This is a genomic window from Klebsiella pneumoniae subsp. pneumoniae HS11286, assembly GCF_000240185.1.
GTDB classification, from domain to species: Bacteria; Pseudomonadota; Gammaproteobacteria; order Enterobacterales; family Enterobacteriaceae; genus Klebsiella; species Klebsiella pneumoniae.
This window is the reverse complement of the sequence record NC_016845.1, coordinates 4,799,418-4,816,629: the sequence shown is the minus strand read 5'-3', so window position 1 is coordinate 4,816,629 and position 17,212 is coordinate 4,799,418. Positions and strand designations below refer to the sequence as shown.

At 57.2% G+C, this 17,212-nt stretch carries 15 protein-coding genes; 8 read left to right on the top strand and 7 right to left on the bottom strand.

What is annotated here, in order from left to right; genetic code table 11:
* Window positions 1-2: 2 nt before the first annotated feature.
* The 7 genes from KPHS_47990 to KPHS_47930 form a co-directional block, all read right to left on the bottom strand.
* On the bottom strand, window positions 3-1,454 hold the full coding sequence (locus KPHS_47990; RefSeq protein YP_005229099.1) for a sodium/panthothenate symporter: 1,452 nt from the start codon (window positions 1,452-1,454) through the stop codon (window positions 3-5).
* Window positions 1,444-1,686, bottom strand: coding sequence for a YhdT family protein (locus KPHS_47980; protein ID YP_005229098.1), 243 nt, complete (start codon window positions 1,684-1,686; stop codon window positions 1,444-1,446). Before KPHS_47980 ends, KPHS_47990 begins: the two co-directional genes overlap by 11 nt.
* A gap of 110 nt (window positions 1,687-1,796) precedes the next feature.
* The gene (locus KPHS_47970; RefSeq protein YP_005229097.1) at window positions 1,797-3,146 is read right to left on the bottom strand and encodes an acetyl-CoA carboxylase biotin carboxylase subunit; all 1,350 of its coding nucleotides are present in this window, start codon (window positions 3,144-3,146) and stop codon (window positions 1,797-1,799) included.
* A gap of 10 nt (window positions 3,147-3,156) precedes the next feature.
* Entirely contained in the window at window positions 3,157-3,624 is a 468-nt protein-coding gene (locus KPHS_47960) for an acetyl-CoA carboxylase (protein ID YP_005229096.1), read from the bottom strand.
* A gap of 22 nt (window positions 3,625-3,646) precedes the next feature.
* A complete protein-coding gene (locus KPHS_47950) occupies window positions 3,647-4,099 on the bottom strand; it encodes a type II 3-dehydroquinate dehydratase (protein ID YP_005229095.1) in 453 nt (150 codons plus the stop codon).
* Between the two features lie 223 nt (window positions 4,100-4,322).
* Window positions 4,323-4,931, bottom strand: a complete 609-nt coding sequence (locus tag KPHS_47940) for a protein-methionine-sulfoxide reductase heme-binding subunit MsrQ (protein YP_005229094.1) — start codon at window positions 4,929-4,931, stop codon at window positions 4,323-4,325.
* Window positions 4,931-5,932, bottom strand: a complete 1,002-nt coding sequence (locus KPHS_47930) for a putative sulfite oxidase subunit YedY (protein YP_005229093.1) — start codon at window positions 5,930-5,932, stop codon at window positions 4,931-4,933. Before KPHS_47930 ends, KPHS_47940 begins: the two co-directional genes overlap by 1 nt.
* Before the next feature lie 228 nt (window positions 5,933-6,160).
* On the opposite strand from KPHS_47930, the gene KPHS_47920 reads away from it, so the two are divergent.
* The 8 genes from KPHS_47920 (at window position 6,161) to KPHS_47850 (ending at window position 17,168) form a co-directional block, all read left to right on the top strand.
* Window positions 6,161-6,352, top strand: coding sequence for a hypothetical protein (locus KPHS_47920; protein ID YP_005229092.1), 192 nt, complete (start codon window positions 6,161-6,163; stop codon window positions 6,350-6,352).
* 79 nt (window positions 6,353-6,431) lie between these two features.
* The gene (locus tag KPHS_47910; RefSeq protein YP_005229091.1) at window positions 6,432-8,372 is read left to right on the top strand and encodes an RNase E specificity factor CsrD; all 1,941 of its coding nucleotides are present in this window, start codon (window positions 6,432-6,434) and stop codon (window positions 8,370-8,372) included.
* Window positions 8,373-8,677: 305 nt separating this feature from the next.
* Complete coding sequence (locus KPHS_47900; protein ID YP_005229090.1) at window positions 8,678-9,721, top strand: regulator of ftsI, penicillin binding protein 3, septation function; 1,044 nt, start codon at window positions 8,678-8,680, stop codon at window positions 9,719-9,721.
* 70 nt (window positions 9,722-9,791) lie between these two features.
* Window positions 9,792-10,784, top strand: coding sequence for a cell wall structural complex MreBCD transmembrane component MreC (locus tag KPHS_47890; protein YP_005229089.1), 993 nt, complete (start codon window positions 9,792-9,794; stop codon window positions 10,782-10,784).
* Entirely contained in the window at window positions 10,784-11,272 is a 489-nt protein-coding gene (locus tag KPHS_47880; protein ID YP_005229088.1) for a rod shape-determining protein MreD, read from the top strand. The genes KPHS_47890 and KPHS_47880 overlap by 1 nt, the downstream gene beginning before the upstream one ends.
* A 7-nt stretch (window positions 11,273-11,279) precedes the next feature.
* Window positions 11,280-11,861 carry a Maf-like protein gene (locus KPHS_47870; RefSeq protein YP_005229087.1) on the top strand — a complete coding sequence of 194 codons (582 nt, stop codon included), beginning with the start codon at window positions 11,280-11,282 and terminating at the stop codon, window positions 11,859-11,861.
* Window positions 11,862-11,863: 2 nt separating this feature from the next.
* On the top strand, window positions 11,864-13,333 hold the full coding sequence (locus KPHS_47860; RefSeq protein ID YP_005229086.1) for a ribonuclease G: 1,470 nt from the start codon (window positions 11,864-11,866) through the stop codon (window positions 13,331-13,333).
* A 37-nt stretch (window positions 13,334-13,370) separates the two neighbouring features.
* Window positions 13,371-17,168, top strand: coding sequence for an AsmA2 domain-containing protein (locus KPHS_47850; RefSeq protein YP_005229085.1), 3,798 nt, complete (start codon window positions 13,371-13,373; stop codon window positions 17,166-17,168).
* Window positions 17,169-17,212: the final 44 nt, after the last annotated feature.

Here is a 17,212-nt window from a genome sequence, read left to right as displayed (position 1 = left end):
CTTTATTTATCAGTAGTCAAAATGGGGGACTGTGGGGCGGGACGACCGAAACTGTTCCCCGTCACAAACGCCAGCAAACTCAGCAGCAGCGCGGGAACGATCGGGTGAAAGCCCAGAAACTGCACTTTCAGCGTGGCCAGTACGGCATACAGGACGCCGCCTACGATCATCGCGCTCAGCGCGCCAGCCGCGTTGGCGCGTTCCCAGTAAAGGCCCAGCACCAGCGGCCACAGGAAGACGGCTTCCAGGCCGCCGAAGGCCAGCAGGTTCAGCCAGATTATCATCTCCGGCGGCCGCCAGGCCGCGAGCAGCAACAAGACCCCCAGCAGGAGCGTGATGCCGGCGGACATGCGTTTAAGCCGCTTTTCGTTAGTCGCCTGATCCGGCCGCCAGTTCAGGTACAGATCTTTGATGATCGTAGCGGAACTTTGCAGAAGTTGGGCATTGATCGTCGACATAATCGCCGCCATCGGCGCGGCAAGGAAGATCCCGGCGGCAAAGGGCGGAAGCACTTTAACCATCAGCGTCGGGATCACCAGATCCGGCACGGTTAAATCGGGGATCACCGCCCGGCCTAATGCCCCAGCCAGATGCATGCCAAACATCAGGATCGCCACCACGATGGTGCCGATAATGATGCCGCGATGCACGGCTTTGCTGTCTTTGTAGGAGATACAGCGCACTGCGGTATGTGGCAGACCAATAACGCCGAAGCAGACCAGCACCCAAAACGAGGCCATAAAGGTTGGCGAGAGGATATCCTCCGCGCCCTGCGGGGACACCAGCTTGACGTCGATCGACTGCAGCGTCTCTACCGCATGGCCAACCCCCCCGGCGGCGTGGATCACGCCCACCAGCAGCACGATCGTGCCGATCAGCATTACCATGCCCTGCATCGTGTCGTTGAGCACGCTGGCGCGAAAGCCGCCATAGGCGGTATACAGCGCGATGCTGACCCCGAAGATCAGCAGGCCGGTATCGTAAGGAATACCGGCAGCCGTCTCCAGCAGGCGGGCGCCGCCGATAAACTGGACGGTCATGGCGCCGACAAAGGCCACCAGCAGACTCAGGCTGGCCAGCCAGACCAGCAGGCGACTCTGATAGCGAGCAAACAGCATGTCATTGAGGGTGACAGCATTATAGCGACGCGCAAGGATGGCGAATTTTTTCCCCAGCACGCCCAGCGACAGCCAGATGGCGGGGAGCTGGATCATCGCCAGCAGCACCCAGCCCAGGCCGTATTTATAGGCGGCGCCGGGTCCGCCGATAAATGAGCTGGCGCTGATATAGGTGGCGGTTAGCGTCATGGCCAGCACGAAGCCGCCCATCGAGCGGCTGCCGAGAAAGTACTCATTAAGAAAGCTACCTGAGGCGCGTTTTCTCATGGCGTAGAGGGATAAACCGAACACCACCACCAGGTAGGCGATCAGGGGAATAATGACCTCAAACTGCATCATCGTCCTCCAGAGAAATATCGCGGAAAATCAGTTTGACCATCGCCCAGCACAGCAGAATGAACAGCAGCGGTACCAGCAGGCAGGCCATTTCAAACCAGTGTGGCAGGCCGGTAAAGCCAATAGCCACCCCCGGCAGATAGGCGGCGGCCAGCCAGGCGGCAAGGTAGAGAAGGGTCAGCCACAGCGCCCAGCGCGCTTCTTTGTGGGCCTGAACAAAGCGTTTGTCCATTTTTTGTCCCTTGAGGATGAAGAAAGCGGGGATTGTACCGCATGGTATAGATGAGGAGAGAGAAAAAGAAAAAAGGCCGGTTTACCCGGCCTTTTGCTGAGAGAGCAGAATTATTTTTCCTGCAAGCCGAGTTTTTTCTCCAGATAGTGGATATTGGTGCCACCATGCTGGAAATTCTCGTCGCTCATAATGCGCATCTGCAGATCGACGTTGGTTTTGATGCCATCGATGATCAGCTCCTGCAGCGCATTCTTCATGCGGGCAATCGCCACGTCACGGCTTTCGCCGTAGCAGATCAGTTTACCGATCATGGAGTCATAGTACGGCGGTACGGTGTAACCGGCGTAAATATGTGACTCCCAGCGCACGCCAAAGCCACCCGGCGCGTGGAAACGGGTGATTTTGCCCGGGCTCGGCAGGAAGGTGTTCGGGTCTTCGGCGTTGATACGGCATTCCACCGCATGGCCGCGAACTACCACTTCATCCTGCTTGATGGACAGCGGCTGGCCGGCTGCGATACGCAGCTGCTCTTTGATCAGGTCAACGCCGGTGATCATTTCAGTTACCGGATGCTCTACCTGGATACGGGTGTTCATTTCAATGAAGTAGAACTCGCCGTTTTCGAACAGGAACTCAAAGGTACCCGCCCCGCGGTAGCCGATATCCACACAGGCTTTCGCGCAACGCTCGCCGATGTAGCGACGCAGTTCCGGGGTGATGCCCGGCGCCGGCGCTTCTTCGACCACTTTCTGATGACGGCGCTGCATGGAGCAGTCGCGTTCAGCCAGATAGATCGCGTTACCCTGACCATCCGCCAGCACCTGAATTTCAATGTGGCGTGGGTTTTCCAGGTATTTCTCCATGTAGACCATGTCGTTGTTGAAAGCCGCTTTGGCTTCCGCTTTGGTCATGGAGATGGATTGCGCCAGTTCAGCGTCGCTACGTACAACGCGCATACCGCGACCGCCGCCGCCGCCGGAGGCTTTGATGATCACCGGATAGCCGATGCGTTTGGCATGGGCGCGGTTAGCGTCCATGTCGTCGCCCAGCGGGCCATCAGAACCTGGAACGGTCGGAACGCCAGCTTTCTTCATGGCGGTGATGGCGGACACTTTGTCGCCCATCAGGCGGATAGTGTCGGCTTTCGGGCCGATGAAGATGAAACCGGAACGCTCAACCTGCTCAGCAAAATTAGCGTTCTCAGAGAGGAAGCCATAACCCGGGTGAATCGCTACCGCGCCAGTGATCTCAGCGGCGCTGATAATGGCCGGAATGTTCAGATAGCTTTTTACGGACGGAGCCGGACCGATGCAGACCGTCTCATCCGCTAACAATACGTGTTTTAGATCGCGATCCGCAGTGGAGTGCACAGCGACAGTCTTGATGCCCAGTTCTTTACAGGCACGCAGGATGCGCAGTGCGATCTCGCCACGGTTAGCGATGACAATTTTATCCAGCATGTTCGCCTCGTTACTCGATAACTACCAGCGGCTCGTCGAATTCTACCGGTTGGCCGCTTTCGATCAGAATGGCTTTCACCACGCCGGCTTTGTCGGCTTCGATCTGGTTCATCATTTTCATCGCTTCGACGATGCACAGGGTGTCGCCCACGTTAACTTTCTGGCCAACTTCCACAAACGCTTTCGCGTCCGGGCTCGGCGTACGATAGAAAGTACCAACCATCGGGGAACGTACGATGTGACCACTGATTTCCGCTTTCGCCGGCGCTTCAGCCGCAGCAGCTGGTGCGGCAGTCGCGGCGGCAGGCGCCTGAGGCTGCATCATCGGCGCAGCATAAGCCTGCTGCATAACCGGATAGCTTGCGGCCGGTGCAGAGCGGCTGATGCGAACAGACTCTTCGCCTTCAGAAATTTCCAGTTCGGAGATACCTGATTCTTCAACCAGCTCGATCAGTTTTTTAATCTTACGAATATCCATGAGTGGGTTCCGTACTCTTTGTTTAGTGTGATTGTGACAGGCGTTTTACCGCCGTCTGTAAAGCGTATGAATAACCATCCGCCCCCAGCCCGCAAATGACGCCAGCGGCGACATCTGACAGATACGAGTGCTGGCGGAAGGGTTCGCGTGCATACACATTGCTCAGGTGAATCTCGATAAACGGGATGTTCACGGCGAGCAAAGCGTCACGGATTGCTACGCTGGTATGCGTGAACGCGGCCGGATTAATCAGGATATAGTCCACGTTGTCTTTAGCCTGATGAATTCGGTCGATTAACGCATGCTCCGCGTTGGACTGCAGGTGATCCAGACTCACATTCAGCGCCGCCGCTTCAGATGTTAAACGGTTAACAATTTCAGCCAGCGTGAGAGGGCCATACTTCTCAGGCTCGCGGGTACCGAGCATGTTAATGTTTGGACCATTCAAAAGCAAAATGTGAAACTTCACTGCCATTGTGTGGCGATCTCCTGCCATTTTCGGGTAAAAAACAACATATACCTTCAATGCGCCCTTGTCACCTTTTCAGGGTCAGAAAACCCCGTCAGGAAAACCAAAGTCGCACATTATAACGATTTCGTAGCAATTGGCAGCTAAATACTGGTCTTATCAGGGAAGATTATCAACCGCTATCTGAAAAAGAGTCGCGGTTGATAAAGGATCTGCGGGAAACTGCACATTACCGGATTGCGCGCCACCACTGGCGGAACTTCTTGTAACGCCATGTCAATAGCCCCGCTGCCAGCAGGGCATATATAACGGGCTGCGGCGAGACGATCTTCACTGACCACAGGTAGTGTATCGGCGCGAGGATCACCACCAGATAGACGAAGTTGTGTAAAAGTTGCCAGCGACGCCCCAGTTTTCGCTGCATCGCTTGCGTGGAGGTCACCGCCAGCGCCAGCAGAATCGCCCAGCTGATCATGCCCAATGTCAGATAGGGGCGGGTGATAATCTCCGAGCCCAGCAGCGCCAGATTGTTAATGCCCAGCTCCAGTAGGGTATAGCTGGTCAGGTGCAGCGTCGCCCAGGCAAAACACCATAAACCTAACAGCCGACGAACGCGAATCAATAATGGCTGCTTCGCATAGCGCGCCAGCGGAGAGACCAGCAGCGTCGCCAGCAGAAACTTAAGCGCCATTCTGCCGGTAAAGTGCTGGATATCCTTGGCTGGATCGGCGCTAAAGTAGCCCTGGTGCCCGGCCCAGAATAACCAGACCAGCGGCAAAAACCCCGCAAGGTGAAGTAAAACCTTCAGCCAGACGATCTGTTTGACGGTGAAACGCACTAGAAGTTCTCCCGCAGATTCATGCCGCGATACAGCGACGCCACTTCGTCGGCATAGCCATTAAACAGCAACGTCGGTTGACGCTTCACATCGAGCACGCCGCCGGCGCCGATAAACCGCTCGCTAGCCTGCGACCAGCGGGGGTGATCGACGTGCGGATTGACGTTGGCGAAGAAGCCGTATTCGTCCGGCGCCGCCAGGTTCCAGGTGGTTGGCGGCCGCTCGCGGGTCAGCTCGATACTAACAATGGATTTTATGCCTTTAAAACCGTACTTCCACGGCACGGTCAGGCGGACCGGCGCGCCGTTTTGCGGCGGCAGCGCTTTGCCATACACCCCGACGGTGAGTAGCGTCAGCGGGTGCATCGCTTCATCCAGCCGTAGCCCCTCCACGTAAGGGTAAGCGAGCCCCCCGCCGATAAACCGGTCTTTCTGGCCGGGCATTTGATCCGGAGCATAGAGGGTTTTGAAGGCCACATAGCGCGCGCTGCTGGTGGGCTCCACCAGCGCCAGCAGTTTATGCAGCGGGAAGCCGACCCAGGGGACCACCATCGACCAGGCTTCCACACAGCGCATACGATAAATGCGCTCTTCCAGCGGGAAGCGTTTGGTCAGATCGTCATGGTCAAGGGTCAGAGGTTTCGCCACTTCGCCACCGATGGTGAGCGTCCAGGGATCGGTGCGCAGGCTACCCGCGTTCGCCGCCGGATCGGCTTTATCGAGGCCGAATTCATAAAAATTATTGTAACCGGCGACCTTATCTTCCGGGGTAAGCGTCAAATTAGCCTGCCACTCGGCGGGTTTAGCAAACTCCAGGGCCTTGCCCGCTGGCGCTGGTGGGCGGTCGTGGCCTTTAAACCAGTCCAGCAGGTCGGCCTGCGCGGCGGCGGGAAGGGAAAGCGCGGTCGCGCTGATGCCCAGCATTTTCAGCATCTGGCGCCGCTTGAGCATAAAAACGGATTCGGCCGTGACGTCGGCTTCCGTCAGTTTTTTTCTTTTCATGGTGTCCTCCGTCATGCGTTTTCCTAAGCATGACGGAGACGGCGATGAATGGCGAATATGTCACGAAAAATTGCACATTAGGATGAGGAGCCGCCGCCGAAGCAGAGGCGCGGTCGTCCAGGAATCATCGGAAAGTGGCGCAAGGCGTTTCCTTTGCCGCGCATGACCCGGCATCTTTAGCAGGGAAAAGGGGGCGGTAAGCTGGCCAGACGGTATAGCGGTAATAATTTGCGTCGTTGGCGCGGGTTTGCCATCCTGCGTCTAAAATTAAAGCGCTTCTGGCGCAGGCCGCAGGCTGGCGACGATTGGCAAATTTTTTCTGCAAACTATACTCGCTATCGGCATACTTTTACCGATAATACGCATTCCATTGCCAGACTCGCCATCTTTGATAGTATGCGTCGCGCTTTAAAAGGTTAATGCTTGCGGCAAGGCGCGCGCCGGCACGGGAGCCTGATGGTTCATCGGGTAGTCATTCACTCGCGGAGTTAACACAGGGATGCGATTAACGACGAAGTTCTCAGCCTTTATTACGCTGCTAACTAGCCTGACCATCTTTGTCACGCTGATTGGCGCTTCGCTGAGTTTTTATAACGGCATTGAGAACAAGGTCGAAAACCGCGTTCAGGCGGTGGCGACCATGCTGGATAACCGGCTCATCACCACCTCTTTCGATAAGCTTGAACCGCAGTTGGATGAGCTGATGACGCCGATCGAGATCGTGCATATCGATTTCATGCTCAACGGCAAACCGCTCTACAGCCATTCCCGACCCGATAGCTATCGCCCGCTCGGCAGCCATGAGCAATTCCGTGAGATCACGGTTCAGTCGCTTAAACATCCTGGTATTACGCTGCATCTGGTCTACGTTGACCCGATGGTGAACTATTTCCGTTCGCTGTCGATCACTGCCCCGCTGTCGATCTCCATTGGCTTCATGGTGGTGATTATTTTCTTCGCCGTCCGCTGGATCCGCCGCCAGCTGGCCGGCCAGGAGCTGCTGGAGCTGCGTTCCACGCGTATCCTGAGCGGCGAGCGCGGGCCGCAGGTGCGCGGGTCGGTCTATGAATGGCCGGCCAGCACCAGTAGCGCGCTGGATATGCTGCTGTCGGAGCTGCAGTTCGCCAGCGATCAGCGCAGCCGGATGGATACGCTTATTCGCTCCTACGCGGCGCAGGATTCGAAAACCGGACTGAATAACCGCCTGTTTTTTGACAATCAGCTGGCCACGCTGCTGGAAGACCAGGAGAAGGTGGGAGCCTACGGCATCGTGATGATGATCCGTCTGCCGGAGTTTGATCTGCTACGGGACAACTGGGGACGGGCGGCGGCCGAAGAACATTACTTTACGCTTATCAACCTGCTCTCTACCTTTATTATGCGTTACCCCGGCGCGCTGTTAGCGCGCTATCACCGTAGCGACTTCGCCGTGCTGCTGCCGCACCGTACGTTGAAAGAGGCGGATAGTATCGCCGGCCTGTTGCTGAAGGCGATGGATGCGCTGCCTCCAACGCGTATCCTCGATCGCGACGATATGATGCATATCGGCATCTGTTCTTTCCGCAGCGGGCAATCGGCGGCGCAGGTGATGGAACATGCGGAAGCGGCGACGCGCAACGCGGTGCTGCAGGGCAGCAACAGCTGGTCGGTCTATGATGACACCCTTCCGGAGAAAGGTCGCGGCAACGTTCGCTGGCGAACGCTGATCGAACAGATGCTGAGCCGCGGCGGGCCGCGGTTGTACCAAAAACCTGCTGTCACCCGCGACGGGCGGGTACATCATCGTGAACTGATGTCGCGGATGTACGACGGTAAAGAAGAGGTGATTGCAGCGGAATACATGCCGATGGTGCTGCAGTTTGGCCTGGCGGAGGAGTATGACCGCCTGCAGGTAACGCGCCTGCTGCCGTTTTTAGGCTTCTGGCCCGAGGAGAATTTGGCGCTCCAGCTGTCGGTGGAGTCGCTGATCCGTCCGCGTTTCCAGCGCTGGCTGCGCGATGCCTTGATGCAGTGTGAAAAATCGCAGCGTCAGCGGATTATTTTTGAACTTGCAGAGGCAGATGTTTGTCAATATATCGGCCGTCTGCAGCCGGTTATGCGATTGGTTAACGCTCTGGGCGTTCGGGTGGCAGTGGTTCAGGCGGGGTTAACCCTGGTTGGAACCAGCTGGATCAAGCAGCTGGATGCGGAGCTGATCAAACTGCATCCGGGTCTGGCGCGCAACATCGAAAAGCGCAGCGAGAACCAACTGCTGGTGCAAAGCCTGGTGGAAGCCTGTAAAGGCATGCCTATGCAAGTTTTTGCGACGGGCGTACGCAGCCGCAGCGAGTGGTTGGTACTGTCCCAATGCGGTGTCACGGGCGGGCAGGGGGAATTTTTTGCCGCCTCACAGCCACTTGACACAAATGTGAAAAAATATTCGCAAAGATACTCGGTTTGATCTGCCGTTTAGCGTGATTTCACGTAGAATAACGCGCGCCATCGTGAAGGGGGTGTGCTTGTCTACCTGCCGGATCATCGCAATGTAAATGCCAGTGACCCTCCTTTGACAGGTTACAAATTCAGGCGTGGAGCGCTGCTGAAGATTTCAGCAATGAACGGAGTCGGGAAAATTTGTAACAAAGGAAATGAACTGCACTAATTTTCACCGCAGCAGGTGATTTTTGCGCCTTGTCGCTGCTGCGTGTGGTTGGTAAAGTAAGCGGATTTTGTTTTCCGCCCCAGCTTTCAGGATTATCCCTTAGTATGTTAAAAAAATTTCGTGGCATGTTTTCCAATGACCTGTCCATTGACCTGGGTACCGCGAATACCCTTATTTACGTAAAAGGACAAGGCATCGTATTGAATGAGCCTTCCGTGGTGGCCATTCGTCAGGATCGTGCCGGATCGCCGAAAAGCGTCGCCGCCGTGGGTCATGAAGCGAAGCAGATGCTCGGCCGTACCCCGGGTAATATCGCGGCGATTCGCCCGATGAAGGACGGCGTTATCGCTGACTTCTTCGTGACGGAAAAGATGCTGCAGCACTTTATCAAACAAGTGCACAGCAACAGCTTTATGCGCCCGAGCCCGCGCGTGCTGGTGTGTGTACCGGTTGGCGCAACCCAGGTCGAACGTCGCGCTATTCGTGAATCCGCGCAGGGCGCAGGCGCCCGTGAAGTCTTCCTGATCGAAGAGCCGATGGCGGCAGCGATTGGCGCAGGCTTACCGGTTTCTGAAGCGACCGGCTCCATGGTGGTGGATATCGGTGGCGGTACCACTGAGGTGGCGGTTATCTCCCTGAACGGCGTGGTCTATTCCTCTTCTGTACGTATCGGCGGTGACCGCTTCGACGAAGCCGTTATCAATTACGTGCGTCGTAACTACGGCTCCCTGATCGGTGAAGCGACCGCTGAACGTATCAAGCATGAAATCGGTTCGGCTTACCCGGGCGATGAAGTGCGCGAAATTGAAGTGCGCGGTCGTAACCTGGCGGAAGGCGTGCCACGCGGCTTCACCCTGAACTCAAACGAAATTCTTGAAGCGCTGCAGGAGCCTCTGACCGGCATCGTGAGCGCGGTCATGGTTGCCCTTGAGCAGTGCCCGCCGGAACTGGCGTCTGATATCTCTGAACGCGGGATGGTTCTCACCGGCGGTGGTGCGCTGCTGCGCAACCTGGACCGTCTGTTAATGGAAGAAACCGGTATTCCAGTCGTGGTTGCTGAAGATCCGCTGACCTGCGTAGCGCGTGGCGGCGGCAAGGCGCTGGAGATGATCGACATGCACGGCGGCGACCTGTTTAGCGAAGAGTAGTCAGCCTGAAGGTCCGGGGCGGCATACGAGCTGCCCCTGGTCTTTACTGACACGAGAATACGCATAGCCTATGAAGCCAATTTTTAGCCGTGGCCCCTCGCTACAGATTCGCCTTATTCTGGCGGTGCTGGTGGCGCTTGGCGTGATTATCGCCGACAGCCGCCTGGGTACGTTCAGTCAAATCAGAACGTACATGGATACAGCCGTCAGCCCTTTCTACTTTGTCTCTAATGGTCCCCGGGAACTGCTCGACAGCGTATCGCAGACGCTAGCTACCCGCGACCAGCTCGAACTGGAAAACCGCGCGCTGCGCCAGGAGCTGTTGCTGAAAAACAGCGATCTGCTGATGCTGGGCCAGTACAAGCAGGAGAACGCGCGCCTGCGTGAACTGCTTGGCTCGCCGCTGCGCCAGGACGAGCAAAAAATGGTGACGCAGGTCATCTCAACGGTCAACGACCCTTACAGCGATCAGGTGGTTATTGACAAAGGCAGCGTGAACGGCGTCTATGAAGGCCAGCCGGTTATCAGCGATAAAGGCGTCGTGGGGCAGGTCGTGGCCGTGGCGAAAATGACCAGCCGGGTGCTGCTGATCTGCGATGCCACTCATGCGCTGCCGATCCAGGTTCTGCGTAACGACATTCGCGTCATTGCCGCCGGTAACGGCTGCACGGACGATCTCCAGCTTGAGCATCTGCCGGCGAATACCGATATTCGCGTCGGCGACGTGCTGGTGACCTCCGGTCTCGGCGGTCGTTTCCCTGAAGGGTATCCGGTTGGGGTAGTCTCCTCGGTGAAACTGGACACCCAGCGCGCCTATACCGTGATTCAGGCGCGTCCGACGGCCGGGCTGCAGCGCTTGCGCTATCTGTTGCTGCTGTGGGGCGCCGATCGTAATGGCGCTAACCCGATGACCCCGGAAGAGGTTCATCGGGTGGCTAACGAACGTCTGATGCAGATGATGCCGCAGGTACTGCCTGCGCCGGATGCGATGGGGCCGCAGATGCCGGCGCCCGCCACCGGGTTGACGCCGCCTCAGCCGTCGCAGCCTGCAGGGGGGCAATAGTGGCAAGTTACCGTAGCCAGGGACGCTGGGTTATCTGGCTCTCGTTTCTTATCGCGCTATTGCTGCAAATTATGCCCTGGCCGGCGGACATCAGCGTTTTCCGGCCCAACTGGGTATTATTGATCCTGCTGTACTGGATCCTCGCGTTGCCGCACCGGGTAAACGTGGGGACGGGTTTCGTGATGGGGGCTATTCTTGATCTCATCAGCGGTTCAACGCTCGGCGTTCGCGCGCTGTCTTTAAGCATCGTCGCCTATCTGGTCGCGCTGAAGTATCAGCTGTTCCGTAACCTGGCGCTGTGGCAACAGGCGCTGGTGGTAATGCTGTTATCCCTGGCCGTGGATATCATTGTTTTCTGGGCAGAGTTTTTAGTGATCAACGTCTCTTTCCGTCCGGAAGTATTCTGGAGTAGTGTAGTAAACGGCATCCTCTGGCCATGGCTCTTCCTGCTGATGCGTAAAGTGCGTCAGCAATTTGCAGTGCAATAAGGTTGATATGACAACTCTGTATCTCGCTTCTGGTTCCCCGCGTCGGCAGGAACTGCTGACTCAGCTTGGTCTCGCTTTCGAGCGTCTGGTTCCTGGTATTGAGGAGCAGCGCCAGCCGCAGGAGAGCGCCCAGCACTATGTCGTCCGCCTGGCGCGCGAAAAAGCGCAGGCCGGGGTGGCGATGGCCACCCGCGATTTGCCGGTGCTGGGAGCGGATACGATTGTCATTTTGAACGGCGAAGTGCTGGAAAAACCGCGCGACGCCGAACACGCTGCAGCGATGCTGCGTTTGCTTTCCGGCCACACCCATCAGGTCATGACCGCGGTGGCGCTGGCGGATAAGCAGCAAACGCTGGACTGTCTGGTGGTCACGGAAGTGACCTTCCGGCGGCTCAGCGAGCAGGATATCGCCGATTATGTGGCCAGCGGCGAGCCTTTAGATAAAGCAGGTGCATACGGTATTCAAGGGTTGGGTGGTTGCTTCGTCAGGAAGATTAATGGCAGCTATCACGCCGTAGTCGGCTTACCGCTGGTGGAAACGTATGAGTTGCTCAGTAACTTTAACTCACTGCGTAAAGGAAAGGGATAAAGATGACGGCTGAATTATTAGTTAACGTAACGCCATCCGAAACGCGCGTTGCGTATATTGATGGCGGTATTCTGCAGGAAATCCATATTGAGCGTGAAGCGCGACGCGGAATAGTAGGCAATATCTACAAAGGTCGTGTTAGCCGAGTGCTGCCGGGAATGCAGGCGGCTTTTGTAGATATTGGTCTGGATAAGGCGGCGTTCCTTCACGCCTCCGATATCATGCCGCATACCGAGTGCGTCGCCGGTGAGGAGCAAAAGCAGTTTACCGTGCGCGATATTTCGGAGCTGGTGCGCCAGGGCCAGGACCTGATGGTCCAGGTGGTTAAAGATCCGCTGGGTACCAAAGGCGCGCGTCTGACCACCGATATTACCCTGCCTTCCCGCTATCTGGTCTTTATGCCAGGCGCCTCCCACGTGGGGGTCTCTCAGCGGATTGAAAGCGAAGCCGAGCGCGAGCGCCTAAAAAAGGTCGTCGCAGAATATTGCGATGAGCAGGGCGGGTTTATCATTCGCACCGCTGCGGAAGGCGTTCACGAGCAGGAGATGGCCGCCGATGCCGCTTATCTTAAGCGCGTATGGACCAAGGTGATGGAGCGCAAAAAGCGCAACCAGACCCGCTATCAGCTGTATGGCGAGCTGGCTCTGGCCCAGCGCGTGCTGCGTGATTTTGCCGATGCGCAACTGGATCGCATTCGCGTCGACTCGCGCCTGACCTATGAGGCGTTGCTCGAATTCACCGCCGAATATATCCCGGAAATGACCAGCAAGCTGGAACACTACAGCGGCCGTCAGCCGATATTCGATCTCTTTGACGTTGAGAACGAAATTCAGCGCGCGCTGGAGCGTAAAGTCGAGCTCAAATCCGGGGGCTATCTGATCATCGACCAGACCGAGGCGATGACCACCATCGATATCAACACCGGGGCCTTTGTCGGGCACCGCAATCTTGACGATACGATCTTCAATACCAACATCGAAGCCACCCAGGCGATAGCCCGCCAGCTACGTTTGCGTAATCTCGGCGGCATTATCATCATTGATTTCATAGACATGAACAATGAAGATCACCGTCGACGGGTGTTGCACTCTTTAGAGCAGGCGCTGAGTAAAGATCGGGTGAAGACCAGCATTAACGGCTTCTCCCAGCTGGGCCTGGTGGAGATGACCCGTAAACGCACCCGTGAAAGCGTGGAGCATGTGCTGTGCAACGAGTGCCCAACCTGCCACGGACGTGGAACGGTAAAGTCGGTGGAAACGGTGTGCTATGAGATTATGCGTGAGATCGTCCGCGTACATCATGCTTATGATTCCGATCGCTTCCTGGTCTATGCTTCCCCTGCGGTGGCGGAAACCCTGAAAGGGGAAGAGTCGCATGCGCTGGCGGAAGTGGAAATCTTTGTCGGCAAGCAGGTGAAGGTACAAATTGAGCCGCTCTATAATCAAGAGCAGTTCGATGTGGTTATGATGTAAGACACCGCGTCATTGTGCGGCTGACAAGGAGAGAGGCGTGAGGCGACTGCCCGGGATTTTATTGCTCACCGTGGCAACATTGATTGTTATCGTCGCGCTGCTGGTGAGTGGCTTGCGTCTCGTGTTGCCACAGCTCGACGCCTGGCGTCCGCAGCTGCTGGAGAAGATCTCCACCCTCACCGGTACGCCGGTGGACGCCTCGCAGATCACCGCCAGCTGGCAGACTTTTGGTCCGACGTTAGACGCCCGCGATATCCATGTCGGGCTGAAAGATGGCGGCACAATGGCGGTCAAGCGCGTAACCCTGGCGCTGGATGTCTGGCAGAGCCTGCTGCATATGCGCTGGCAGTTCCGCGACCTCACCTTCTGGCAGCTGCAGGCCCATACCAATACCCCTATTCAGACCAATGACGGTGGCGAAAGCCTGAAAACCGACCGCATCAGCGATCTCTTTTTACGTCAGTTCGATCACTTTACTCTGCGCGACAGCCATTTGAGCTTCCTGACCCTTTCCGGTCAGCGGGCGGAGCTGGCGGTTCCGCAGCTGACATGGCTTAACGGCAGGAACCGTCATCGCGCCGAGGGGCAGCTCAGCCTCTCCAGCCTCACCGGCCAGCATGGCGTCATGCAGGTGCGGATGGATCTTCGCGATGAGGATGGCCTGCTGAATAAAGGCCGGGTCTGGCTGCAGGCGGATGATATCGACGTCAAACCGTGGCTGGGACGCTGGATGCAGGACAATATCGCCCTGAAAAGCGCCCGCTTCAGCCTCGAAGGCTGGATGACCATTGAAAAAGGCGATGTGGCCAGCGGCGACGTATGGCTGAAAAAAGGGGGCGCCAGCTGGCAGGGCGATAACGAAGTCCATCATTTGTCGGTGGATAACCTGACGGCGCATCTCTCCCATGATAAGCAAAGCTGGGCCTTTTATATTCCCGATACGCGGATCGCTATCGATGATAAACCCTGGCCAAGCGGAGCCCTGGCGATGGCATGGATCCCGGCGCAGGACGTTGGTGGCGACGATCGTCAGCGTAGCGATGAGTTACGTATTCGCGCCAGCAATTTGGCCCTCAGCGGCCTGAGCGGGTTACAGCCGTTTGCTGATAAGCTGGCGCCTTCTCTGGGCGAACTCTGGCGTACCACGCAGCCTGGCGGCAAAATCAATTTGCTGGCTCTCGATATCCCCCTGCAGGCGACGGAGAAAACGCGTTTTCAGGCGCAGTGGAGCGATCTGGCGTGGAAGCAGTGGAAACTCCTGCCGGGGGCAGAGCACTTCTCCGGCAGTCTGAATGGCAGCGTTGAGCACGGGGAATTACGCGCCCATATGGCGAAGGCGCTGATGCCGTATGCCGGCGTCTTCCGCGCGCCGCTGGAGATAGCCGCTGGCGAAGCCACGCTCAGTTGGGTGAAAAACGACAAAGGGTTTATGCTTGATGGCCGCGATATAGACGTGCAGGCGACAGGCGTACGCGCCCGCGGCGGCTTCCGCTATCTGCAACCGCAGGGGGACGATCCCTGGCTGGGCATTCTGGCGGGCATCAGCACCAATGACGGTGGCCAGGCATGGCGTTATTTCCCGGAAAATCTGATGGGCAAAGCGCTGGTGGACTATCTCAGCGGCGCGATTAAAGCGGGGCAAGCCAGCGATGCGACGCTGGTGTATGGCGGCAATCCGCATCTATTTCCTTATCCGCATAATGAAGGCCAGTTCCAGGTTTATGTTCCGCTGAAGAACGCCACTTTTGCCTTCCAACCGGACTGGCCGGCGCTAACCGGGCTGAACATCGACCTCAATTTTATCAACAACGGCCTGTGGATGCGGGCGGATAAAGCGATGCTTGGCAACGTGACCGCCAGCAATCTCGATGCCGCAATCCCGGACTATGCGCAGGAAAAACTGCTGATTGATGCCGATATCAAAGGCCCGGGCAAAGAGGTTGGACCTTACTTTAATACTACGCCGCTGAAAGAGTCGCTCGGGGCGGCGCTGGATTCCCTGCAGCTGGATGGGGATGTGAGCGCTCGCTTACATCTGAATATCCCCCTCGACGGCGAGATGACCACCGCGAAAGGCGATGTGCGCCTGCAGAATAATAGCCTGTTTATCAAACCGTTAGATACTACGCTGCAGAACCTGAGCGGTAATTTCAGCTTTGTGAATGGCGATCTCAATAGTCAAACGTTGAGCGCGACCTGGTTTAATCAGCCGCTGAACCTCAATTTTTCCACCCGCGAAGGTGAAAAAGCGTTTCTGGTGGATGTCGGGATGAATGCCAACTGGCAGCCGTCGCGCACCGGGCTGCTGCCGAAAGCCGTGAGTGAGGCGTTGAGCGGTAGCGTCCCGTGGGATGGCAAGGTCGCCATCGAACTGCCGTACCATGGCAATGCCAGCTATAAGGTCGATATCAACGGCGATCTGAAGAATGTGAGCAGTCGCTTACCTTCGCCAGTCAGTAAGCCCGCCGGCGAACCCCTTCCGGTCAAAATTAACGTCGCCGGCGGCCTGAGCAGCTTCGACCTGACCGGCTCCGTCGGGGCGAAGAATCATATTAACAGCCGCTGGTTGCTCAATCATAAGCTGACGCTGGATAGAGCGATCCTTACCACTGACAGCAAAGGGCACTCTCCGCTGCCCGATCAGCCCGGTATCGAGCTTAATCTGCCGCCGATGGATGGCGCGCAGTGGCTGGCGCTCTTCGAGAACGGCGCGGCAAATGAAGTGAGCAGCAGCGTGCTCTTTCCACCGCGCATTGTGCTGCGTACGCCGTCGCTGGCCCTTGCGGGGCAACAGTGGAACAACGTCAGTCTGATGTCCCAGCCGGTCGCCGGCGGCTCGCAGGTTGAGGCGCAGGGGCGTGAGATCAATGCCACATTGACGATGCGCGACAATGCTCCGTGGCTGGCAAATGTGCGTTATCTCTATTTCAATCCGGCCAGCGCCAGCGGCCAGAACGCAACAGAGAATGTGGCCCCCCAGACGGCGACGCGGCTGGATTTCCATGGCTGGCCCGATCTGCAGCTACGCTGCGCGGAATGCTGGCTGTGGGGACAAAAATATGGCCGCATCGATGGGGATGTGGCGATCAAAGGGGATACCTTAACGCTCTCCAACGGCCTGGTGGATACCGGGTTTGGCCGGCTGACGACCAACGGCGTGTGGGTGAACGCCCCTTCAGGGGTTCGAACCTCGCTGAAAGGCAGACTGCACGGCAATAAGACGGATGCATTTGCGGATTTCTTTGGCGTCTCCACGCCGGTGAAGGATTCGCCGTTTGATATCGACTACGATCTGCACTGGCGCGCGCCGCCCTGGTCACCCGATGTCGCGTCGCTCAATGGCATCATTAAAAGCCACCTGGGCAAGGGGCAGTTTACCGACCTGAGTACCGGGCACGCTGGCCAGCTGCTGCGTCTGCTGAGTGTGGATGCCCTGCTGCGTAAACTGCGTTTCGATTTCAGCGATACCTTCAGCGAAGGCTTTTACTTCGATTCGATTAACAGTACGGCATGGATTAAGGATGGCGTACTGCATACCGATGATACGCTGGTAGATGGCCTTGAAGCGGATATTGCTATGAAAGGGTCGGTCGATCTGGTGCGTCGCCAGCTGGATCTGCAGGCGGTGGTGGCGCCGGAGATCTCCGCGACCGTCGGCGTGGCGGCGGCCTTTGCCGTCAACCCCATCGTCGGCGCGGCGGTATTTGCCGCCAGCAAAGTGCTGGGTCCGCTGTGGAATAAAGTTTCGATTCTGCGCTACCGCATCACCGGCCCGATTGACCAGCCGCAGATCAATGAAGTGCTGCGCCAGGCGCGCAGCAATAAAAAGCAATGATTTGACGATTGCCGGGAATTGCCGCAATCTCAATAGATAGCCTT